Origin of the sequence: Tamaricihabitans halophyticus (genome assembly GCF_004340875.1) — a bacterium.
GTDB classification, from domain to species: Bacteria; Actinomycetota; Actinomycetes; order Mycobacteriales; family Pseudonocardiaceae; genus Tamaricihabitans; species Tamaricihabitans halophyticus.
Map to the genome: position 1 here is coordinate 627275 of NZ_SLXQ01000001.1, position 21842 is coordinate 649116.

Annotated in this window: 19 protein-coding genes and 1 tRNA gene; 15 read left to right on the forward strand and 5 right to left on the reverse strand. The window is 65.6% G+C overall.

The features are described 5' to 3' along the window. Positions 1-24 precede the first annotated feature (24 nt). The 6 genes from EV191_RS02970 to EV191_RS02995 all read left to right on the forward strand — a co-directional run bounded on the left by EV191_RS02970 (position 25) and on the right by EV191_RS02995 (position 6105). Entirely contained in the window at positions 25-945 is a 921-nt protein-coding gene (locus tag EV191_RS02970; protein WP_132875228.1) for a DUF6772 family protein, read from the forward strand. Continuing rightward, positions 942-1274 carry a hypothetical protein gene (locus tag EV191_RS02975; RefSeq protein ID WP_132875229.1) on the forward strand — a complete coding sequence of 111 codons (333 nt, stop codon included), beginning with the start codon at positions 942-944 and terminating at the stop codon, positions 1272-1274. Before EV191_RS02970 ends, EV191_RS02975 begins: the two co-directional genes overlap by 4 nt. Then, positions 1271-2581: an MFS transporter gene (locus EV191_RS02980; RefSeq protein ID WP_243658721.1), complete on the forward strand. Its 1311-nt coding sequence runs from the start codon at positions 1271-1273 to the stop codon at positions 2579-2581. Before EV191_RS02975 ends, EV191_RS02980 begins: the two co-directional genes overlap by 4 nt. A gap of 28 nt (positions 2582-2609) precedes the next feature. Further along, a complete protein-coding gene (locus tag EV191_RS02985) occupies positions 2610-3680 on the forward strand; it encodes a LacI family DNA-binding transcriptional regulator (protein WP_132875230.1) in 1071 nt (356 codons plus the stop codon). Positions 3681-4133: 453 nt separating this feature from the next. Then, positions 4134-4706, forward strand: coding sequence for a hypothetical protein (locus EV191_RS02990; RefSeq protein ID WP_132875231.1), 573 nt, complete (start codon positions 4134-4136; stop codon positions 4704-4706). A gap of 262 nt (positions 4707-4968) precedes the next feature. Then, positions 4969-6105: a 7-cyano-7-deazaguanine synthase gene (locus tag EV191_RS02995; RefSeq protein ID WP_165912800.1), complete on the forward strand. Its 1137-nt coding sequence runs from the start codon at positions 4969-4971 to the stop codon at positions 6103-6105. Positions 6106-6453: 348 nt separating this feature from the next. Here EV191_RS02995 and EV191_RS03000 read toward each other — a convergent pair whose 3' ends face one another. The 3 genes from EV191_RS03000 to EV191_RS03010 all read right to left on the reverse strand — a co-directional run bounded on the left by EV191_RS03000 (position 6454) and on the right by EV191_RS03010 (position 8310). Further along, positions 6454-6738 carry a hypothetical protein gene (locus tag EV191_RS03000; protein WP_132875233.1) on the reverse strand — a complete coding sequence of 95 codons (285 nt, stop codon included), beginning with the start codon at positions 6736-6738 and terminating at the stop codon, positions 6454-6456. Between the two features lie 155 nt (positions 6739-6893). Beyond that, positions 6894-7385: a hypothetical protein gene (locus EV191_RS03005; protein WP_132875234.1), complete on the reverse strand. Its 492-nt coding sequence runs from the start codon at positions 7383-7385 to the stop codon at positions 6894-6896. A gap of 849 nt (positions 7386-8234) precedes the next feature. After that, a tRNA-Thr gene (locus tag EV191_RS03010) sits at positions 8235-8310 on the reverse strand. Between the two features lie 149 nt (positions 8311-8459). On the opposite strand from EV191_RS03010, the gene EV191_RS03015 reads away from it, so the two are divergent. From EV191_RS03015 to otsB, 3 genes are all read left to right on the forward strand, one after another. Continuing rightward, positions 8460-9914 carry a threonine/serine exporter family protein gene (locus EV191_RS03015; RefSeq protein WP_132875235.1) on the forward strand — a complete coding sequence of 485 codons (1455 nt, stop codon included), beginning with the start codon at positions 8460-8462 and terminating at the stop codon, positions 9912-9914. Between the two features lie 143 nt (positions 9915-10057). Continuing rightward, the gene (locus EV191_RS03020; protein ID WP_132876112.1) at positions 10058-11476 is read left to right on the forward strand and encodes an alpha,alpha-trehalose-phosphate synthase (UDP-forming); all 1419 of its coding nucleotides are present in this window, start codon (positions 10058-10060) and stop codon (positions 11474-11476) included. A 97-nt stretch (positions 11477-11573) separates the two neighbouring features. Then, positions 11574-14132 carry a trehalose-phosphatase gene (otsB, locus tag EV191_RS03025; RefSeq protein ID WP_132875236.1) on the forward strand — a complete coding sequence of 853 codons (2559 nt, stop codon included), beginning with the start codon at positions 11574-11576 and terminating at the stop codon, positions 14130-14132. A gap of 201 nt (positions 14133-14333) precedes the next feature. On the opposite strand, the gene radA is transcribed toward otsB, so the two are convergent. Next, complete coding sequence (gene radA, locus EV191_RS03030; RefSeq protein ID WP_243658722.1) at positions 14334-15734, reverse strand: DNA repair protein RadA; 1401 nt, start codon at positions 15732-15734, stop codon at positions 14334-14336. Between the two features lie 48 nt (positions 15735-15782). Continuing rightward, positions 15783-16634, reverse strand: coding sequence for a copper chaperone PCu(A)C domain-containing protein (locus EV191_RS03035; RefSeq protein WP_132875237.1), 852 nt, complete (start codon positions 16632-16634; stop codon positions 15783-15785). A gap of 330 nt (positions 16635-16964) precedes the next feature. Between EV191_RS03035 and EV191_RS03040 the strand changes: the two genes are divergently transcribed. From EV191_RS03040 to rlmB, 6 genes are all read left to right on the forward strand, one after another. Then, the gene (locus tag EV191_RS03040) at positions 16965-17456 is read left to right on the forward strand and encodes a CarD family transcriptional regulator (RefSeq protein ID WP_132875238.1); all 492 of its coding nucleotides are present in this window, start codon (positions 16965-16967) and stop codon (positions 17454-17456) included. A gap of 86 nt (positions 17457-17542) precedes the next feature. After that, positions 17543-18202 (forward strand): IspD/TarI family cytidylyltransferase, encoded by a 660-nt coding sequence (locus EV191_RS03045; protein ID WP_243658801.1) that lies wholly within the window; start codon positions 17543-17545, stop codon positions 18200-18202. Next, positions 18199-18711 carry a 2-C-methyl-D-erythritol 2,4-cyclodiphosphate synthase gene (gene ispF / locus EV191_RS03050; RefSeq protein ID WP_132875240.1) on the forward strand — a complete coding sequence of 171 codons (513 nt, stop codon included), beginning with the start codon at positions 18199-18201 and terminating at the stop codon, positions 18709-18711. Before EV191_RS03045 ends, ispF begins: the two co-directional genes overlap by 4 nt. 10 nt (positions 18712-18721) lie before the next feature. Next, positions 18722-19405, forward strand: coding sequence for an HAD family hydrolase (locus EV191_RS03055; protein WP_132875241.1), 684 nt, complete (start codon positions 18722-18724; stop codon positions 19403-19405). Between the two features lie 25 nt (positions 19406-19430). Then, a complete protein-coding gene (gene cysS, locus EV191_RS03060; protein ID WP_132875242.1) occupies positions 19431-20822 on the forward strand; it encodes a cysteine--tRNA ligase in 1392 nt (463 codons plus the stop codon). Beyond that, complete coding sequence (rlmB, locus tag EV191_RS03065; protein WP_132875243.1) at positions 20822-21778, forward strand: 23S rRNA (guanosine(2251)-2'-O)-methyltransferase RlmB; 957 nt, start codon at positions 20822-20824, stop codon at positions 21776-21778. The genes cysS and rlmB overlap by 1 nt, the downstream gene beginning before the upstream one ends. Positions 21779-21842 lie beyond the last annotated feature (64 nt).

Consider the following 21842-nt stretch of genomic DNA (forward strand, 5'->3'; position numbering starts at 1 on the left):
TAGAGTTACCCTTTGAGATGAGATATGACAAGCACTGGGTTCTTCGACCCCCTGCCGCGCGTTCTGGTCACGGATGACTTCGATCGCGGCATGAGTGGATGGCTCGACCTGCGTCCGAATTTTGTCGCCCCCGGGTTCCGCGAGCATTCCGACGATATCGACCTGATCCATTGGGGTCCGACGATGCTGAGTTCAGCGACGTTCGCGTTCGGCGGCACGCATGGGTCCGCACAGGGCACCTATTCACTCAAGATATCCAGTCGGGCCGCCGCGGCGGCGCCGGACCAGCCGCCTGCTCCCGGGTCAATGGGACTGGCCATCAAGCGACTCGCCGTCCCGCCAAGGACCCGGCGGGTGCGGATCGAAGCGCTGGTCGCTTACAAGGCCGAGCAGGATCGGCCCGGTCTTGGCGTTAACGACGTGCGCGCCTTCGGTCTCTACGTCGACCTACAGGACGAGCTACATCGCTATATGCCGGGCGTGCGGTACGTGAACGCCGTTGCCGGTAAACCGGTGCGGCGCTGGCAGTTCTACAGTCCGACCGACGTCACCGACGAGCAATGGAGTTACGGCGCGGATGGCTGGCACAAGGCGGGAATCGACCCACAGTGGTTCGGAGCTCGGCAGGGTGACGGATCCACCGTTGCCACGACCTGGTTCGCCGACGGTACGCAGCACCTGATCTACAACGAATCCGACGACAAGCTGAACTGGACACCCCTATCGCTCACCGTGAACCTGGAAACCCGGGCGTATGAGGAGTTCCGGGTAGGGAACCGGCGGCTGAGTTTTCCCGTGGGTGCACATCCGACGCTGGCCCCGGCGTACAACGATATCGAGGGACTGCTCAACCCGGTGTTCTTCGTCGAGGCGGACACCGATCGTCGGGTCTCGCTGTTCGTGGACTCCGTCGTCATCTCGGTGGAGACAGGAGAACAGTCGTGAAGAACTTCTACACCTCCGTCGTCGAACTACGCCAGCGCTTCGATGCCGCCGTCGAGACGCATCCGTACGAGTGCGGTTGGGCGGACGAGGCCATCTTCTTCGTCGAAACGCACGATTTCTCGCCAGGATCAAGGCTTACGCTCCGCGTGCAGCTGAGTCCGGACGGCATCCGCTGGCTCGATGAAGGATCCGAACTGGACATTACCTGTACGGGTTTCATTCGCGTCAAACATTTCGGCGGCTTCTTGCGGATGGCGGGCCGCGCTGTCGACACCGAAGGGCGGCCGGTGCCGGTCACCGTCTCCGTTCGCCTCGCCCTGAAAGGATGAGCGAGAAGCCAATGAGGTCCCGAATCAACAAAGCTACGGTCGGCGCGACCGTAGGCACGGCGCTGGAATGGTACGACTTCTCGCTCTACGCGACAGCGAGCGCGGTTGTCTTCCCCGCCGTGTTCTTCCCTGCGGGTGACCCGTTCGTTGCGACGCTGGCTTCGTTTGCCACCTTCGCCGTCGGATTCTTCGCCCGACCCGTCGGCGGGGTCATTATCGGCGTTCTCGGCGACCGGTACGGCCGTCGCCAGATGCTGTTCCTCACCCTGGTCCTGATGGGAATCGCTTCGACGCTGATCGGGATTGTCCCCAACTACGCCACGATCGGCATCGCCGCTCCGGTGCTGTTGATCGTGCTGCGCATCCTGCAAGGCGTTGGTGCCGGAGGTGAGTACGCGGGCGCGACATTGTTGGCCGCCGAGCATTCCAAGACCGCCTCGCGCGGCCTGAACGCAGCCCTGCCAGGTGCCGGTAACGCAGCGGGCGCCCTGCTGGCTACGGGCGTACTGACGCTGCTGAACACGACGCTTTCCAGGGAAGCGTTTCTGTCCTGGGGGTGGCGCGTAGCGTTCCTTGCCAGCATCCTCGTCTGCGTCGCCGGCATCGTGATCCGGCTCCGCGTTCCGGAAAGCCCCGAGTTCGAGGGGTCCAAAGCGGACACCGAGGTTCCCAGGGTAAAGCTTGCGGAGCTGTTCCGTTCCGCTGGCCGCAGGGTCCCGCTCGCTATGCTGGCGAGCATCGGCCCCAATGTGGCCAGCTACTTGCCCTCGGTATATGCGCTGACCTACCTGACGTCCGTGGTGGGCGCTCCCGAATGGATCGGGCTCACCGGGATCCTGATCGGCAACCTCCTCAAGCTGATGACGATTCCGATAGCCGGATGGCTCACGGACCGGTTGGGGCGGCGGCCGGTGTTCCTCGCTGGAGCGATTGGCGCGGTCGTGCTTACCTACCCGTTCTTCTTCTTGCTGAGCACCGGCACCCCGATCCTGATCTGGATCGCCCTCGTACTCGTGTTCACGCTCTGCAATGACGCGATGCTCGCCGCCCAGTCTGGTTTCATGTCCGAGCTGTTCGACGTGCGCTACCGCTACACCGGAGTGACGTTCAGCCGGGAGATCACCGGCGCGCTCGTCGGTGGCACGCTGCCCTTCGTCGCGGCGGCCCTGACCGAAGCCGCGGGCGGCGACTACTGGTTGGTCGCGCTCTACTGCCTCGTGCTCATGGTGCTCGCCGCGGTCGGCATGTTCTTCCTCCCGGAGACACGCAGGCTCGTCACCAGCCCAGTGCCAGCCGGAATCGTTTGAAGTGAGGCCGACCAGGCATAGTTGAGGAATGCAGGGAGAGTCCTCACAAGAACCCAACCGAGCGCGGCAGCGGCGCGACGGCGTCCGGCTTGCCGACGTTGCCGCGGCCGCGCAGGTCTCGACCCCACTGGCATCCCGCGTGCTCAACGCCGACCCGAACGTTCGAGCTGCCGACGAGACCAAGGCGCGGGTGCTCGAAGCGGCCGAACGACTTGGTTACGTACCAAACATCGGCGCAAGGACCCTTCGCCAGCGCCGGACCGGCCTGCTTGGCCTCGTCGTGCACAACCTGTCCAGTCCGATCTACCTTGACCTGCTGCAAGGTGCGCGCACCGAAGCGGCCGCGAACAACTACTTCCTCGTGCTTGGCGATGTCGATGAACTGCTCACCGACGAGGAGGCATACCGAATCCTGGTTAACGGCAAGCGGATCGACGGGCTGATCGTCCAGGGCGGGCACGGCGAATTCGACCAGCGCATCGCGGATATCGCCCATGCGCTGCCGACGGTCATCGTGAACGCGCCGCCCACGTTGACCGAAACGGTCGCCCCGCTCGTGGCACCGGACGAAGGTGCCGCGACGAGAATGTTGACCGAACATCTACTCGCACTTGGGCACACCAGGATCGGCCTCATCTCCGGCCCGCGCGACTCCCCGACCAACCAGCTAAGGGTCGAGGGCGTACGCGCCGCACTCGCCTCGGCGGGATGTGCACTGCACGATGTGGACACCGTGCATCTCACCTGGTCTGCCGAGGCAGGTCACGCGGGCCTGCGTGAACTGGCCACGCGATGGGGTAACTCCAGTACTCGTCCGACCGCGCTTATCGCCGGAAACTCGCTTATCGGCATCGGAATGCTCCGGGCAGCCGCGGAACTGGGTATCGAGGTGCCGCGCGATCTGTCGATCGCCGCCGTGCACGACACTTGGATCAGCGAACACCTGGTACCGGCGCTGACTACCGTCAGCCTGCCGCTACGCGAGATGGGTGAGACCGCCGTCCGCCTCCTGCTCACCGACAGGCCAGAGGCGCAACAGATCATCATCTCCGACCCGCCGCCCCTTCTGCACGCACGGGCGACAACCGCGACCAACTAGCCCCGTTAGCTAGTCGACTGTCTAGCGATTAAAAGGTCCGTCTTGACCTGCTACTTCTACTCAAATCTGGTTCTTGCACCCGGTTAAACAACAGTCGTTGGCACGCGTGAGGTCTCGAGCACAACGTTGCTCCAGCCGGGTGGCGTTACGATGAGCTATTGATCCAACGCGTCAAGTGCCCTTCAGTGGAGGTAACCGACTGGGGAGGTGCTGTTGGGGACATCGACAAGATTGCCAGCGCCTCGCGGCGGACTCTGGCGACGGGCCAGCGGCGCCGTCACTCGCTCGTTGAACGCCGTGTCCAGCGGGAGCGCGACGACCGCCGGTGGTATCGATCCGGCCAGTCACCAGCAAGATCCAGTCGCTTGGAGTCGTGCTGAGATCGACAAGCACTGCGACACCTATCTTGCCGCCCTGGCCCGGCAGCTGCGTGAAGACTCCACGGCGTTCGGCTTGCTGAGCACCGCAGAGCGCGCCGGGGCGGATCTTGCCGATACGTTCGCGGCGTTAGCCAGCCGTGGCCCGATCGCGCTCGGGGCTCTGACCGATTCCTCGCCGGATGAACGCGTGGACACGTTCCTAGCCCGGTTCGTAGCGAGCGTCGTAGGAGAAGGTGGCCTGGTAGCCGATGCGGCCGCGCGGCGGGCGGCCTTGCGCTGCGCCGAGGAACTACTCGCTAGACGACCCGAGCTCGAACGCTCGATCAGATCCGGCCAGCCCGGCGACTGGACCGTCCTCAAGGAATTATTCTGCTTCCTCTATCGAATTTTCTTCGCTGACACGGTCAAAGAACTTATGACAGCTGTCATTGCCGGCAAGCTTGCGCTAGCTTTCCCTGCCATCGCTGTCCTTGATCCGGTGGGTGACATCGCCTATCGAATCGCCGAGAAAATTAGCGAGCACATTCCGACGCCATGTGACAATCCAGGATCGAGCAAGTCCGATCGTTCCATGTTTGCGGCTGGTCGGGCCATGGCCAGCTCGGCGCTGCCAAGAGCACTGGAACTAGCGATGGGCGGGGTATGACATGCCGGGCGGAGTCTTCCGATTCGACTTTGCGGAACGCCAGACAGAAAACCCGCGTACTGGCCTTACTCCGCTGAGTGAGAATGATTTCAAAAGCACGACTGACCGACTTGAATCAACAGTGCAGCTTGCCAGCGGTATAACGCCGCGCTGGGCCGAAGACCTATTAAGGATCGCCAGGGTCGTGTACCTCGTCGACAAGCGGGCGCCTCGCTCGTCATCGCCAGACAGATGGACTCGTGACATAACGCTATCGATCCAAGTGATCGATCCTGACCTGTGGACGGATGCGATTCTAGCTCTGATCAACCGAACACTTCAGGTCATGAGCGGTGACGTTTGGCGTATCGAGGTCCGGGGCGGGGCAACGTCGATTGATAGCAAGTACCGGCTCCTTGAAGTCGGGCAGATCAGCGAGCTCACCTTATTCTCGGGCGGATTAGACTCAGGTTCGTACGCAGCCGAACGGGTGGCCAACGGCGCTCGCGGCCTGTTATTGATCGCCCATGATCACGCTGACTCCGCCTCAACCCAGCAAACCCTGGCCAACGCCATTGACCAAGACCGGCGGGTGACTCGACTCGCTCAGGTACGCGATGAGCCGAAAAGAGCGGCGGGTGTACGACTTGAATCGAGTACTCGCACTCGTGGTTTCCTCTTCGTTGCCACAGCCATTTACGTGGCATCCGGTTACGGATTACCGGAAGTAGCCATTCCCGAAAACGGCCTGGTCGCCGTCAACCCGCCGCTGAGTCCGGATCGGATCGGGTCGAATTCGACACGCTCGACACATCCATGGGTATTGGAGCGCCTCAACGAGGTGCTAAGAACCATCGGTGGTGACATCGTCATTCGGAATCCATATCTGCTCCTGACCAAGGGCGAGGTATGCACAAGGGCACGCGACGCCGGGGTATCCCCGCAGGTGATTGCGTCGACCGTGAGCTGCGGCCAAGCGCCGCAGACCAGAAAAGACTTTGCCAACTGTGGGTACTGCTATCCATGCCTGGTACGCCGAGCGGGCCTGCAAGCGGCATACGATCAGGACCCCACCATTTACCAACGAGATCTGACGCAGCTCAAGAGCAAGCGGCAACGACAGCACTTGGACGACGTTGCGCGCTGGCTGTCCCGCTCCTTCAATGTGCGCGACTTAATCGCGGACATGCCGACGCCGACTCAACCCAGTCCTCGTGCCCTGCTACCGGTAATCAAACGAAGCCAAGCGGAGCTACGCGACCTCGTTCTTGAGCACTCTGACCGGAACGTTCCCGGGCAGCGATGCGCCCATATGCCAGGAAGGGCGCCTACCGAACCGCTTGCCACCGAAGCAACTGGTCCAGGCCCAGCGAGAACATGGGACCCGCCTGCATCCCAAATAGACCGAACAGCGCAATGAGCTAATCGCTTAACTGGACCGAGTGGCCATCGTCCACTTCGACCTCATAGTCCAGCACTCCCGGCAGGAACGCGCAAGGCGACGCCCGTACAGTGCAGTCTGGGAAATGTCGTCTAGTCGAAACGTTGTGTGGCAAGGAAGTACAATACTTCGTAAGGCAAAATAGTCCTACTCGGAGTCGTCTGGCGGCGGGCCGGAGCCTCCACGGCGGCACCGTCGAGCTCGGCCCAAGCTCGTATTACTCGCGCGTAACACTTCGACCAGCGCGGCTCCCGCCGCCGGAGTCGAACCCGCTCCAGCTCTTCCAGATGCCGGATCGTCAAACTGCCCCGAATGGAGTTATGGCAGCTACTTCATTACGCATAACGAAACATGCGGGGCGTTTTCCTGGATCGCCGCAGTTAGCGGGCCGTGGTCGAGCTTCCAGCCGTTGATCGCCCGACTCGCGAGGACCGCGGCATCGGGTGCCTGTGGGATCAGCGTCGCGTTGATCTTTCGCAGCTTTTCGCCGCGGGGCGCACCGGGATCTTGCCACGGTGCTGGCCCGTGCAGGGCGATATAGGGCACCTTGGCCATACCCGCCTGTTGTTTGAACAGGACAACCGCGGAGATATCGCGCCATGGCACGAACATCGTTGTACGAGTGTACCGAAACGGCAGGCCCCCAGCGTAATGCCGTTCGGTTCAACACTGAGGGCGATCTTGCCTCGCATGCACACGACGGTTGCCAACAACATGATCAGACCGAAGCCGAAAAAGCCGCCGCACGCGATCCGAAGTGCGATCGGTCAGCCATCAGCTTTCCCTCGTTCGGGACGGTCGTGACCGCTGTCGGGACCACTCGGCACGTCGTCCGCAAACCACGCGGGATCTGCCGGACGTGCCAGCCGTGTCTCCGGCCACGACGGGATCAAGTCCCGAAACTGCGCCGCACTCCACCGAATGTCGTACGAGTCCAACACACGCCGCACATTCGGATCGTCCATCAACTCCGACACCTGCTCGTCACTCAACTGCGCCGTGACGATCTCACGATCCTGGTTCTTCGGGTACTGCGCGTTAGCCAGATCGAACCGCAAGATGCTCCATGCGCCGAGATTCACCGTGCCCCCCGCAGCGACCGAATGCAGGATCCCGTTGTACACCAAGTCCCACATCCGTTGATCCCACTGCCACGAATACATCGCCAAGCAGATCGACTGAGAATCGTCGCTCAACTCCATGAACCGTATTGGATACTTGGAGGTGACCTTGATCCACCGCAACGCATACAGGTCCACGCTCTGGTTCCGTAGCGTGATTCCGAACCGCACAAGCTGGCACTGAAACCAATCCGCGCCAGCCGCGAGCCTGGTGTACCTCAGCCGCCGCGCCCCCAGAAGTGGTCCAACTATCAGGACCACCCAGACCTGCCACAGCACGACCCACTCGAAAGGTGATCCGCCGTTGACCGCCGCGACTACGGAAGCTCCGCCAGCGATCAGCAGGGAACCCAGCAGGAAGCGGGATACCTTGCCGCGCTTGCCTTCCTTGTGCCACACCAACGCTGGCCCGCGGCCGTCAGGCGGATCAGGCTTGCGCGACGGCCGGACTTCACGTTTGCGATGCCAGACCGAGTCCAGATCTCCGCCATGCCACCCCAGCCCGCGCGGAGGAAATGGCTGCCCCGTCTCCGGATCCGGCCTCGGCGGCAACGAACCAAACCCGGGGAGGTCCCTGCCAAGCTGGGCCCACCACCATGGAGGCATACGATCAACGCCACCACGTTGCGACGGGCTGGGCATAGACCCGCTGATAGATCGCGTCATGGCGCACAGCCTCAGTGTCACCGCCCCGATGTTCGTTACGCAACCGGCCCTGCCGACCAACCCTCCTTGAGCAGCCCGATCACCCCCGCAGGTCGCCCGTTCGCGATCGGAAACTGGTCGCACCGGAACGAATCCGCGCCGACGCACAACGTTCGCCCCGACGCACGCCGCGGGCGGCTCGACCTCGAGAACCGGGTTCTGCCTGACCCACTTCCACTTCCTGGCCGTTGAAGGCACCAGAGAGCACGAAACAGATGTCCCGCATGGTGTCACACAGCCGCGCGACGAGCGGGCAATCGAGGCGTTTTCGCTGGTAGATTGTGGAGCCGGTGAGGGGGTTCGAACCCCTGACCTTTCGCTTACAAGGCGAGCGCTCTGCCAACTGAGCTACACCGGCATGTACGGCTCCACCATCGTAGGACCCGGCCGCGAACCGGCAGCGCGGAGGTCCCCACAGCGAGAAGTGGTAGACGCCACAATCCCACCCGTGCAACGGTCGGCCCGGGCGCGTCGATGCCTTGCGGGATACGTTAGGAGGTGATCGAGATGTGGTTCACGCAGCGGCCGGGTGCGCGCCGTCTCGGCCGGCCACGTAAGCGCGCCTGGCAGACGCTGGACGCGCCGACCGGCGAGCGGGAAATCCACGACCAGCCAACCGTGGACATGGACGGTACGTACGGGCCGGCGCTGCCCGATGAGCCAACCGTCCACTTCGTACTGGACCTCGCGCTGCGAATCGGCGAGATCCAGATGGCAAGTGGCGCCGGCGCTTCCGACGTCACCGCCACCATGCTCGCGGTCACCTCCGCCTACGGCCTCCCGCACTGCGAGGTCGACGTCGTGTTCACCTCGATCACCATCGCCTGCCATCGCGGCACCGACCTCGCGCCGGTCACCTCGGTACGCGTGGTGCGCTCGCGCGGCGTCGACTACAGCCGGCTCACCGCGACCGAAGCGCTGGTCCGCCGGATCACCCGGGGCAAGATCGGCTCAACGGACGCCTACGCCGAACTGCAGCAGATCAGCGACGCCCCGCACCCCTACCCGCGCTGGGTCAGCACCGTGGCCTGGGGCGGGATGGCCGCCAGCATCGCCATCCTGATCGGCGCGAACTTCGCGGTCGCGATGCTCGCTTTCATCGTCACCGCGCTGATCGACCGGGTCGGCCGGATGCTCAATCGGCGCGCCCTGCCGTTCTTCTTCCAGCAGGTCATCGGTGGAGCACTGGCCACGGGTATCGCGGTGGCGATCATGGCGACGAACCTGCTCGGCAACAACCAGCCCAGCCTCGTGGTCGGCGCCGCGATCACCGTGTTGCTCTCCGGCCTGTCGGTGGTCGGCACCGTGCAGGACGCGATCAGCGGCTACAACGTCACCGCGGCCGGCCGCTCGCTCGAAGTCGCGCTGATGACGATCGGCCTGATCACCGGCGTACTGCTGGCACTGAAGATCGGCACCCAGTTCGGCACGGCCACCATCGCGGTCGCGGACGCCCCGCGCGGCACCGTGCTCGGGCTGCCACTGAAGATCTTCGCCGGCGCGGCAGCCGCCACCTGTTTCGCCGTCGCCAGCTACGCGCGCATGCGGGGTGTCCTGGTCTCCGCCGCGGCCGGCGCGGTCGGCGCGACCGCGCACAGCACCCTGCTACTGACCGACATCGGGCAAATCATGGCCTCTGCCATCGCAGCCACGCTCGTCGGGTTCTGCGGCGGGCTGATGGCCCGCCGGTTGAAGGTGACCCCGCTGGTCGTCGCGGTATCCGGCATGGTGCCGCTGCTCCCCGGCCTGCTCACCTATCGGGCGATGTATCAGATCGTGCAACACGGCGAGCTAGTGCTGCTCGCCGAAGCACTCAGCGTCGGCCTCGCCCTCGGGGCAGGGGTGGTACTCGGCGAATACCTCGCCCAGCCGGTGCGCACCCGGCTCGGCAGGCTGGAACGCAAGATGGCCGGACCCCGGATGGCAGGGCCGCTTCGCCCGGTCCGCCGCCGGCTGCAGTAGCCACCCCGCTCGAGTAACCCACGGCGGTCACCGATCGGCCGCCGTGCCCGATTCCACCATGCAGCCCTGTGCAGCCACGCGCGGACCGGATTAATGTGGCAGTGGAGAGCACTACGGGAGGTCATGTGGGCGAGCACGGCGAAATGGCGGACTTCGTCGTGGTGGCGAACCGGTTGCCGGTGGACCTCGAGCGGTACCCGGACGGCACGCAGCGCTGGAAACACAGCCCCGGTGGTCTCGTCTCCGCCCTCGAACCCTTCCTGCGCGCCCGCAAGGGCGCCTGGGTCGGCTGGCCCGGCGTCGCCGACGTGGACGTGGACGTGGACGAGTTTCACGACGGTGGCATGCGGCTGTACCCGGTCACCCTTTCCGCCACGGATATGCGCGACTACTACGAGGGCTTCTCCAACGCCACCCTCTGGCCGCTGTACCACGATGTGGTCGCCCGGCCGGTGTTCGACCGCGCCTGGTGGGACCGCTACGTGAAGGTCAACCTCCGGTTCGCCGAAGCGTCCGCGAAAGTAGCCGCCGAGGGCGCCACCGTGTGGATCCAGGACTACCAGCTGCAGCTCGTGCCGAAGATGCTGCGGGAGCTGCGCCCCGATCTGCGAATCGGGTTCTTCCTGCACATACCTTTCCCGCCAACCGAACTGTTCATGCAGCTGCCCTGGCGGGCGGAGATCGTGCGCGGGCTACTCGGCGCCGACCTGATCGGATTCCACCGACCGGGTGGCGCACAGAACTTCCTCTGGTTGGCCAGGCGACTGGTCGGCCTCGAACCGAGCAGGGGCGCGGTTGGGGTGCGCAGCCGGCCAGGTGTCGTACAGGTTGGCGACCGCCCGGTGCGTGTGGGGTCCTTCCCTATCTCGATCGACGCCTCCGGCCTCGACTCGCTCGCCCGCAGCAAGGAAGTCATCGCGCGGGCGAAGGAGATCCGCGCGGAACTCGGCAATCCGAAACGAATCCTGCTCGGCGTCGACCGGTTGGACTACACCAAAGGCATCGACCTGCGACTGATCGCGCTGCAGGAACTGCTCGCCGAACGCCGGGTACTGCCGGGTGATGTGGCGATGCTGCAACTCGCCACCCCAAGCAGGGAACGGGTCGAGCACTACCAGAAGATGCGCGGGGACATCGAGCAGCTCGTCAGCCGGATCAACGGTGAGTTCGCGCGGGTTGGTCAGCCGGTGGTGCATTACCTACACCAATCGGTGAATCGCAAGGAACTCGCCGCGTTCTTTTCCGCGGCCGACGTGATGGTTGTTACGCCACTACGCGATGGCATGAACCTGGTCTGCAAGGAATACGTTGCCTGCCGGCATGACCTCGGCGGGGCACTGCTGCTGAGCGAATTCGCCGGCGCCGCCGCGGAGCTAACCAGCGCCTTCCAGGTTAACCCGCACGATCTGGATGGGGTCAAGAACGCCCTGTACACGGCCCTGACAATCGATCCAGCCGAGGGCCGCCGTAGGATGCGCGCACTGCGTCGACAGGTGCTAACCCACGACGTGGACAGATGGGCACGGTCGTTCCTGGACGCACTGGGAACCGAGTCGGCCTAACCAATTTGCGCCGATAGAGTTCACTTTCTGCGCAGGGTGAAAAACTGCGTGACCACAAGAACAACCTGCGAAACCCCGCATTCCCCAAGGAGTCGTGTTGACCGCCGAGGCACTGCCTGCTGAGCTGCGCCGCGCGATCGTGCACATCGCGCGAACACCGCGGCTACTCGTCGCCTGTGACTACGACGGAACCCTTGCCCCTATCGTCGAGGATCCCGAGCAGGCAAGGCCACTACCCGAGTCCGTAGGCGCGCTGCGCTCGCTCGCCGGGCTACACGAGACCACCACCGCGGTGATCTCCGGCCGCGCCCTTCGTGACCTGGCCACCCTTTCCCGGCTGCCGGCCGAAATCCACCTCGTTGGTAGCCACGGCTCGGAGTTCGACATCGGTTTCGTGCACGCGCTCGACGATGCCGCACGTAGCCTGCACAGCCAGCTGCAGCGTGAGCTGGAACGACTGGTCGGCACCCACCAAGGTGTCGCGCTCGAGGTCAAGCCAGCGAGTATCGCCGTGCATGTCCGAAAGGCCGCCCCAGAGGTGGCCAAGGAAGTGCTCGACGCCGTGCGCACCGGTCCGTGCACCTGGGACGGCGTCGAGGTCACCGAGGGCAAGGAAGTCATTGAACTCTCGGTAGTCGCCACGAACAAGGGCTTCGCCCTTGATGAGGTGCGCCACCAGGTCGGCGCCACCGCGGCGATCTTCCTCGGCGACGACGTCACCGACGAGAAGGCGTTCATCCGGTTGTCCGGCCCGGACGTCGGCGTGAAGGTTGGCCCTGGCGAGACCGCGGCCGAATTCCGCATCCCGGACACCGCGGATGTGGCAACCGTGCTGGCATTCATCAGCGAGGAACGGCGGAACTGGCTCTACGGCGAGCAGGCCACCCCGATCGAACGGCTCACCATGCTGTCCAACGGGCATTCCGTGGCGCTGGTGACCCCGGACGCCAAGCTCACCTGGATGTGCCATCCGGATCCAGACTCCACCGCGATGTTCGCCGATCTACTCGGCGGGCCGAACGCGGGGCACTTCTCCATTCGCCCACACCATGAGGCCAACGGCACGCAACGCAACGGCCTGCCGCTCGGACAGCGCTACCTGCCGGGCACGATGACGGTGGAAACGCGTTGGTCGCGGCTACTCGTCACGGACTACCTCGACCATGACACGCCCTCGCACCGCACCGACCTGATTCGAGTGATCACCGGGGAAACCGCCGCCGCGGTGACGTTCGCACCCCGGCCCGAGTTCGGCCGCGTACCGGTCCGGCTGATCACCGAAGAGGACGGGTTGCGGGTGCTCGGCACCACCGAGCCGGTGGTACTGCGCTCGCCTGGCGTCACCTGGAAGATCACCTCGGACGGCGTACACGACACGGCGCAGGCCGTCGTGACGCCGAACGGTACGCCTGTCGTACTCGAACTGCGTTGCGGCACAACGGAACTCGATTCGAACACCCTCAGTGAGCCGGAACGCCGGCAACATGCCGGAACACATTGGTCGGACTGGCTGACCACGCTGAAACTGCCCAGTGTGGAGACTGATCTGGTCGCCAGGTCGGCACTGACGCTGCGTGGCCTCGCGCACGCGGAAACCGGTGCCTTCATGGCCGCGGCCACCACCTCACTGCCCGAGGAGATCGGCGGCGTACGCAACTGGGACTACCGCTACTGCTGGGTTCGCGATGCCGCGCTGACCGCCCAGGCACTGGTGTCACTCGGCTCGCTCACCGAGGCGGAGCGCTATCTGGAGTGGCTGCACTCGGTGCTGGAAACGATGCCGGGACCGGAGCGGCTGCGCCCGCTGTACTCGATCCGCGGCACCTCGCTCGGCCCCGAAGCGGTGATCGACACCCTGCCCGGTTACGCGGGATCCCGCCCGGTACGCGTCGGCAACCTCGCCGATCAGCAGGTTCAGCTGGACGTCTTCGGCCCGGTGGTTGAACTCGTCGTGCAACTGTCCGAAGAGCGCGGTCAGATCACCGACCGCGACTGGGAGATGGTCCGCGCGATGGCCGAGGCGGTCGGCAGGCGTTGGAACGAGGCGGACCACGGCATCTGGGAGGAGCGGCACGCACCACGGCACCGGGTCTACTCGCGGGTGATGTGCTGGGTGACCCTTGATCGCGCGATCAAACTGGCGGAGACCTACCAGCGCACCATCGACCCGGTATGGCCGGAGCTGCGCGCGGAGATCGCCGAGGATGTGCTCAGCAAGGGCTGGAATCCCGAAGCCGGCGGCGGCATTGGCGCGTACACGACGGCCTATGACGGAACCGACCTGGACGCCGCGTCGCTACACATTGGACTGACGGGGATGATCGATCCCACCGACCCGAAGTTCCAGGCGACGGTGACCGCGATCGAGTCCGAACTGCGCAGTGGTTCCACTGTGTACAGGTATCGACGGGACGATGGCTTGCCCGGCAACGAAGGTGGCTTCCACCTCTGCGCCGCGTGGCTGATCGAGGCCTACCTGCTCGCCGGACGGCGCACCGAGGCCGAGGAACTGTTCCAGCAGATGGTCGACGTGGCTGGCCCGACCGGCCTGCTCTCCGAGGAGTACGACCCGATCGCGGAGCGCTCCCTCGGTAACCACCCACAGGCCTATTCGCACCTCGGCCTGATTCGCTGCGCGCAGCTGCTGTCCAGCTGAATCACACGGGACATTCGGCGCCGGGAATATCCTTCCGGCGCCGAATGTCCTATTGATGGGTAGGCAGCGCGCTCCGCCGGCGATTCTGGCCGGAAATTGCTCGCTGATCGGCGTCATACCGGTCATTCACCCACGTCTCGGGGGTGAATGGAACCCGCACGCGGTCGGGGCGTGCGGGCCCATTCCCTCACTCTTGCCGGTTCAGCGGCTGGCTGCCGGCAGCTGATCCGCGTCCGCGCTTTCCAGCAGCCGCAGCGCAGTCGAGATGTCCGGCACGACCTGCGCGGACACCCCTGCTGGCGGACGCCCCGAATCGGGCGGGATGAACGCGCGGTGAAAGCCCAGCCTCGCCGCCTCAGCAAGCCGCCTGCTGACGTCCGGCACCCTGCGCACCTCACCGGCAAGGCCCACCTCGCCCAGTACAACCAGATCGCCTGGTAGGGCGATATCCCGCGCGGCCGAAGCGACCGCGAGCGCGGCGGCCAGATCGCCGGCTGGCTCGGTTACCCGCATCCCGCCAACCGTGGCGGCATAGATATCCGCGTTGCTGAGTCGGATCCGCCCACGCCGTTCGAGTACCGCGAGCACCATGGCGACCCTGGACGAATCAAGGCCGCTGACCGCCCGGCGCGGCGCGGCAAGCGAGGAACCCGCAACGAGCGCCTGCACTTCGCCGAGCAGTGGTCGTTTGCCCTCCACGATCACGGTGACCGCGGTCCCGGAAACGGCGGCTTCCCTGCGGTTCAGGAACAACCCGGACGGGTCGGCCACCCCGGCGATCCCGTCCTCGCGCAGTTCGAAGCAGCCCACCTCATCGGCCGGCCCGAACCGGTTTTTCACCCCGCGCACCAGGCGCAGCATCGAATGCCGGTCACCTTCGAAATGCAGCACCACGTCGACCAGGTGCTCGAGTACCCGCGGACCGGCGACCGCGCCTTCCTTGGTGACGTGCCCGACAAGCAGGACGGGCAGGCCGCGTTCCTTGGCCAACGCGACCAGCGCGGCGGTCACCGCACGGACCTGGGTGACTCCGCCTGGCGTGCCATCCACCTCGGCGCTGCCAATGGTCTGTACCGAGTCAACGATCAGCAGTCCCGGCTGCACCGCGTCCACATGCGCGGCGAGCGCGCCGATATCGCTTTCCGCCGCCAGGTAGAGGTTGTCGTGCACGTTGCCGGTGCGTTCGGCGCGCAGCCGTACCTGGCCGGCGGATTCCTCTCCGGTGACATACAGCGCCGGCCCGGCCGCACCGCCGGCGCCGAGGGCCCACCGGTGGCCTACCTCGAGCAGCAGGGTGGATTTGCCGACCCCCGGTTCACCGGCTAGCAACACCACCGCGCCGGCGACAATGCCGCCGCCGAGTACCCGGTCCAGCTCATCGACACCGGTCGGGCGCGCCTTGGCGGTAGCAAGATCGACCGAGCCAATCGGCTTGGCTGCCGTGCTCGGTGCACTGGCCGAAATCCGCGCCAGCTGCGGCTTCGTACCCGCCGCTTCCGCGAAGCTGCCCCACGCGTGGCATTCCGGGCAGCGCCCGACCCACTTCGCTACGTCGTAACCACATTCCGCGCACCGGTAACCGGCCCCCTTGCTCTTCGCCACCTGGCAGAGCCTAGTGATCGGGACCGACAAATCACCGCAGCCGCGCGGTCAGTGCTCGGCGGGGTCCTGCTCGCGCTCGGTGTCGCCGTAGGCGATCGGCACGTCCACCTGTACCTCGCCAGCATTGCGGAACACGAAGGTCAACGGCACCGTCTTACCCGGCGTCACATCGCCCTTGAGCCCGACGAGCACGATCCGCACGGCATCGCGCTCAGCCGGCGCGTCCGATGCGGAAGTGCGCGGGGCGGATGTCGTGGTAGGAGCCGCGCTGCCAGTCGCTTCCGGCGCCGCTGAGCCGTCCGTCCCAGACTCCTCGGTGTCCGACTCCGCAGTGTCCGACTCCGCGGTGCCAGGCTCCGCTGTGTCCGGCTCCGCGGTGCCAGGCGCCTCGGTGCCCGGTTCCTGTGCGCCCGTGCCTTCGGCAGCGGTCTCCTCGGCCCAACCGTCCGGTTCGGTGCCGACGAGCACGCCCTCCGACCGCAGCTCGGTGGCGCCGTCCACGGTCACCTCGTCGGCGAACTCGCTGCGCACCTCGACAAGCTCGTCCGCGCGCTCGCCGGAGTTGATGATCCGGCCAAGCAGCGGCGCCGAATCGCCGAGCCGGTAGACACCCTGCGAGTCATGTTTGAAGGCCAGCTCGGCATTGCGGATCGCGATCTGCTTCACGTCGGCCGACGCGCCGTTCACCGCCGCGTCCTGCTCGCTCGTTTGGGTAATCTGTCCAGCCCCACAGCCGGCCAAGGTCAGTGCGACCCCGGCGACTCCGGCGACCCACGCCGCCCGCAGGCGCGCGCCCCGACCAGCCGACTTCCGCTGTGCCCAGCTCACGTTGGCGAGTCCTTCCTGCCCGAGCCGGATTCGGTCCCGACCTCGCGTCGCGACCGCCCCGGTGGCGTCCACTCATTCCGTTGCAGCGTAACCGTGCCACCTCCGAGCCGCCGAACCCGGGCCGGCACGGGCGATACCGGTCACTCCGGGCACCCACTCCGGGCACCCCTCCGGACAACCAACCGGACAACTCCGAAATGTTTCCCGCGAAGCCGGAAACATTGCCACTCCTGGGCCGCGCCGGAGTTGACGGAACGCGCGCACATGCATGCACAACAGCGGTTTGTCAAGCCCTCATGAGTACCGCATTAAGTCGCTGACCTGCGATTACCGATCACGGGGCGCTGTTGGAAGGGGGTGCGGACGTGTTAATATGGAGACAGCGAAAGGGGCAGAGGACACATGGTTTTCAAGGTCGGAGAGACCGTCGTCTACCCGCACCACGGTGCCGCACTCATCGAAGCAATTGAGACACGCGTGATCAAGGGCGAGGAAAAGCAATACCTCGTGCTCAAGGTCGCGCAGGGCGATCTCACCGTTCGGGTGCCAGCAGACAATGCGGAAATCGTTGGCGTACGCGATGTTGTTGGCGAGGAGGGCCTGAACAGGGTCTTCGACGTGTTACGCACGCCGCATACTGAGGAGCCGACGAACTGGTCCCGGCGGTACAAGGCCAACCTGGAGAAACTCGCTTCCGGCGATGTGAACAAGGTGGCCGAAGTGGTGCGCGACCTCTGGCGACGCGAGAAAGATCGCGGATTGTCCGCGGGCGAGAAACGAATGTTGGCGAAGGCTCGGCAGATTCTGGTCAGCGAGCTCGCGCTTGCCGAAGGTACTGATGAAGACAAGGCAGCGGTACTGCTCGATGAGGTACTGGCGACCGCGGTTGTCTGAGTCTCACGGGTAGACCTCGGGTAACGGACTTGAACGTTGCCGCAATCCTGTCCGTGGTTGGCGCGGATGGGCATACCGATACTGGTGTGCCCAATGCGTTGACTGCGGTACGCGGGGAACCGTTATTGCGACATGCGTTACGCGCCCTGGGAAATTCCGGGTGCGTAACGCGCGTCTTTGTCGCGGCTCCCAATCGGACACTGGACCGTGTGCGGCGCGCGATTGCGCCTACGGAATCCTCCCTGCCGGCCACGATCATTGATGTCGATGCGGCCGGCACGGAATCTTCGCACGCCTGGTTTGACGCGGCACAGCTGCAACTTCCGGAATTGTCCATTGTGCTGCTGCATGATGTGTTGCGCGCATTCACGCCACCAGATCTCATCCGGTCCGTTGTAGACACCGTGCAATCGGGTTCTGATGTGGTCGTCCCGGTGCAACCGGTGGCGGATACCATCAAACGAGTGGATGCCGCCGGCTTAGTAGTTGACACCTATGACCGCAGTGGATTGCGCAGTGTGCAGAGTCCACGCGGATACAGCGTGCGCGCGTTTCGCGAGCAGCTAGACCGTGGTGGACTGGACCATTCCACGGTAAGCGGCCCGTATGCGACCAGGACGATTCCCGGCCACCCGTACGCCCTGAAGATCACCACCTCGTTCGATCTGACCGCGGCCGAGGCGGTATTCGCCAGCGAAGAGCATCGTGGATCGGGCCGGGCACCACATGAGGGCCGCGGCCGATGACCGATCCGACGGAATCACAACGCATTGGCCTCGGCACCGACGTGCATTCGATCGAACCCGGCCGACCGTGCTGGCTCGCCGGGCTGCTCTGGCCGAACACGGATGGTTGCGCCGGTCATTCCGACGGTGACGTCGCCGCGCATGCACTCTGCGACGCGCTGCTCTCCGCCGCGGGGATGGGCGATCTCGGCGCGGTTTTCGGCACCGACGATCCACGTTGGGCCGGCGCGTCCGGGGAAGCACTGCTTGCCGAGGCGAGCCGGCTGGTGCAGGTCTCGGGCTATGTCCTTGGCAACGCGGTCGTCCAGGTGATTGGCAACTCGCCGAAGGTCGGCAAACGCCGGCAGGAAGCCCAGCAGGTGCTCTCCGCGGCCGCCGGCGGGCCGGTCAGCGTATCCGGCACTACCAGCGATGGGCTCGGCCTCACCGGCCGCGGCGAGGGCCTTGCCGCGATCGCCACCGCGCTGCTGGTACCCGCGCCCGACGCGGCACCCGGAGCGGCCACGTAAGCTCGCCGGCATGGCGGCGCAAGGGGTGCTCTTCGACTTCTCGGGTACGTTGTTCCGGCTGGAAAACGAGCAAGCCTGGCTTGCCACCGCCTTACATGAGGCGGGCGCGGCCGTGGACGATTCGTCCCGGGCGCGGCTGCTCGACCAGCTGACCACGCCAACCGGTGATTCGGTCGAGTTGCCCGCCGAGTACGCCGAAGCCTGGGCTCGCCGCGACCTCGATCCCGCACTGCACCAGAAGGTGTATCACCGGCTGCTCACCGACCATGGCGCCACGCCGGAGATCGCGGATCGGGTCTACGACCAGCTGATCTCCCCGGACAACTGGTTCGCCTACCCCGATACCGGTAGGGCGCTGCGCGAGCTGCGCGCGGCGGGGGTGGCGGTCGGCGTGGTCAGCAATATCGCCTGGGACATCCGCGTCGCCTTCGCCCGCTATGGCCTGCATGAGCTGGTGGACTGCTATGTGCTCTCCTACGAGTTCGGCGCAACGAAACCTGATGCGCGCATCTTCGAGCACGCCTGCGCCAAACTCGGCCTCGCCCCCGAACAGACCCTGATGGTCGGCGACAGCGCGGAAGCCGATGGCGGGGCCACCGCGATCGGTGCCGGTTTCGCGCAGGTCGATCCGCTGCCGACCGCCGAGCGGCCGGATGCCCTGCTGGCCCTGTTGGAGGCCCACGACCTGCGCTGAACGCGCCGCCCCGTACCATCGCGGCGTGAGCCTGCACCTGTTTGACACCGCGACCAAAGCCATGCGGGAGTTCCTTCCCGCACGCTCCGGTACGGCGTCGATCTATGTCTGTGGGCCGACCGTGCAGGGGCTACCGCATATCGGTCATGTGCGGGGCATGCTGAACTACGACGTGCTCCGGCGCTGGCTGCTGCACAGCGGGTACGACACCCTGCTGGTGCGCAACGTCACCGATATCGAGGACAAGGTGCTCACGAAGGCGGCCGATGCCGGTCGCCCATGGTGGGAGTGGGCGGCCACGCACGAGCGCGCCTTCGATGCCGCGTTCGAGGCGCTCGGCTGCCTGCCGGCCTCGGCTACCCCGCGAGCCACCGGGCATATCACCGAGATGATCGAGCTGATCGAACGGCTCATCGCGAGCGGGCATGCCTACGCCGCGGACGGCGACGTGTACTTCGCGGTGACCACCTTTCCCGATTACGGCAAGCTTTCCGGGCAACATCTGGATCAGATGCAGCAGGGCGAATCGGCCGCGACCGGCAAGCGGGACCACCGGGACTTCACGCTGTGGAAAGCCGCCAAGCCCGGTGAGCCGTCCTGGCCAACGCCGTGGGGACGAGGGCGCCCCGGTTGGCATCTGGAATGCTCCGCGATGGCAACGCACTACCTCGGCGCGGAGTTCGATATCCACGGCGGTGGCGCCGATCTGGTCTTCCCGCACCACGAGAACGAACTCGCCCAGTCCACGGCGGCCGGTGATCCGTTCGCGCGGTACTGGTTGCACAACGCCTGGGTGTCGCTTGGCGGCGAGAAGATGTCCAAATCGCTCGGCAATATCGTCGCGATCCCGGAGATGCTCCGCAAGGTACGCGCCGTGGAACTGCGTTACTACCTGGTCTTGCCGCATTACCGCTCGACCATTGAGTACACCGACGGCGCGCTCGCCGAAGCGGCGAGTGCCTTCAGACGAATCGAGTCCTTCCTGCAGCGCGTAACCCAGCGTGCTGGAGCGGTGCGGGTAGGCACGCCGACCGCGGCTTTCGGCGCGGCGCTCGACGATGACCTGGCTACGCCGACCGCGCTTGCCGAGGTGCACAACGCGGTCACCACGGGGAACGCGGCGCTTGACGAAGGCAGCGAGGAACTGGCCTTGCAGCGGGCCGGCGAGATCCGCGCGATGACCGGAATTCTCGGGCTGGACCCGCTTTCCGACCAGTGGTCAGCTGAGTCCACAACGGACGATTCGCTGCATGAGGCGCTGGACTCGCTCGTCACCGGTATGCTGGAAACCCGAACCAAAGCACGTGCGGAGCGGGATTTCACCACCGCCGACGAGGTCCGAGACCGGTTGCTGCGGGCAGGAATCGCGGTCGAAGATACCCCCGATGGTCCAGTATGGACGGTTAAGGAAAGCTGATGCCCGGAAATTCCCGGCGACGCGGCGCGGTCCGCAAGCAAGGCAGCAAGAAGGGCCCGACGATCGGTTCCGGCGGGCAGCGCGCGCGGGGGTTGCGTGGCAAGGGGCCAACCCCGAAGGCGGAGGACCGCACCGGACATCCGGCGCAGCGCAGGGCCAACGCGAAGGCACGGGCCGAACAGGCGAAGGCGAACCGGAAGGAAGGCCCGGAGCTGGTAGCCGGCCGGAACCCGGTTGTGGAATGCCTGCGCGCGGAGATACCCGCGACCGCGCTGTACGTGGCACTCGGTATCGACACCGACGACCGGATCAAGGAGGCGGTGCACACCGCCGCGGACCGCGGGCTGTCGGTACTCGAGGTGCCGCGCCAGGAGCTGGACAAGCTCACTGGCGGCGCGTTGCACCAGGGCATTGGCTTGCAGGTGCCGCCGTTCTCCTATGTCACGCCGGAGGACGTGCTCGAGGCGACGCGGGAGTCTGGCGATACCCCGCTGATCGTCGCTCTCGATGGCGTGACCGATCCGCGCAATCTGGGCGCGGTGATCCGTTCCGCGCTGGCCTTTGGCGCGCACGGCGTGGTGTTGCCACAGCGGCGCAGCGCCGGGATGACCGCGGTCGCCTGGCGGACCAGCGCTGGCGCTGCCGCGCATCTGCCGGTGGCGATCGCGACCAACCTCACCAGGACACTGCGCTCGTTCGCCGCCGAAGGCATGATGATCGTGGGCCTGGACGCCGAGGGCTCGGTGGATTTCGACGAGCTGTCCATGGCTACCTCGCCGGTCGTGCTGGTGCTTGGCGCGGAGGGCAAGGGCCTGTCTCGCCTTGTGCGGGAGACCTGTGACGCGACCGTGCGTATCCCGATGGGGCCGGGTGTGGAATCGCTGAACGCCTCGGTCGCCGCTGGGGTGCTGCTCGCCGAGGTGGCCAGGCGGCGACGGATCGCGGGACGTACTTAGCGAAACCGGGCACGCTCGATGCGCCGCTCGGATAAGGTCGAGCGGCGTAACCGCTGACCCGAGG

Excerpts from the sequence above, each read along its gene's own strand:
- EV191_RS02970 (WP_132875228.1), top strand. The coding sequence starts at position 25 with ATGACAAGCACTGGGTTCTTCGACCCCCTGCCGCGCGTTCTGGTCACG.
- EV191_RS02980 (WP_243658721.1), top strand. The coding sequence starts at position 1,271 with ATGAGCGAGAAGCCAATGAGGTCCCGAATCAACAAAGCTACGGTCGGC.
- EV191_RS02985 (WP_132875230.1), top strand. The coding sequence starts at position 2,610 with ATGCAGGGAGAGTCCTCACAAGAACCCAACCGAGCGCGGCAGCGGCGC.
- EV191_RS03000 (WP_132875233.1), bottom strand. The coding sequence starts at position 6,738 with ATGTTCGTGCCATGGCGCGATATCTCCGCGGTTGTCCTGTTCAAACAA.
- EV191_RS03015 (WP_132875235.1), top strand. The coding sequence starts at position 8,460 with ATGTGGTTCACGCAGCGGCCGGGTGCGCGCCGTCTCGGCCGGCCACGT.
- EV191_RS03020 (WP_132876112.1), top strand. The coding sequence starts at position 10,058 with ATGGCGGACTTCGTCGTGGTGGCGAACCGGTTGCCGGTGGACCTCGAG.
- EV191_RS03040 (WP_132875238.1), top strand. The coding sequence starts at position 16,965 with ATGGTTTTCAAGGTCGGAGAGACCGTCGTCTACCCGCACCACGGTGCC.
- ispF (WP_132875240.1), top strand. The coding sequence starts at position 18,199 with ATGACCGATCCGACGGAATCACAACGCATTGGCCTCGGCACCGACGTG.
- EV191_RS03055 (WP_132875241.1), top strand. The coding sequence starts at position 18,722 with ATGGCGGCGCAAGGGGTGCTCTTCGACTTCTCGGGTACGTTGTTCCGG.
- rlmB (WP_132875243.1), top strand. The coding sequence starts at position 20,822 with ATGCCCGGAAATTCCCGGCGACGCGGCGCGGTCCGCAAGCAAGGCAGC.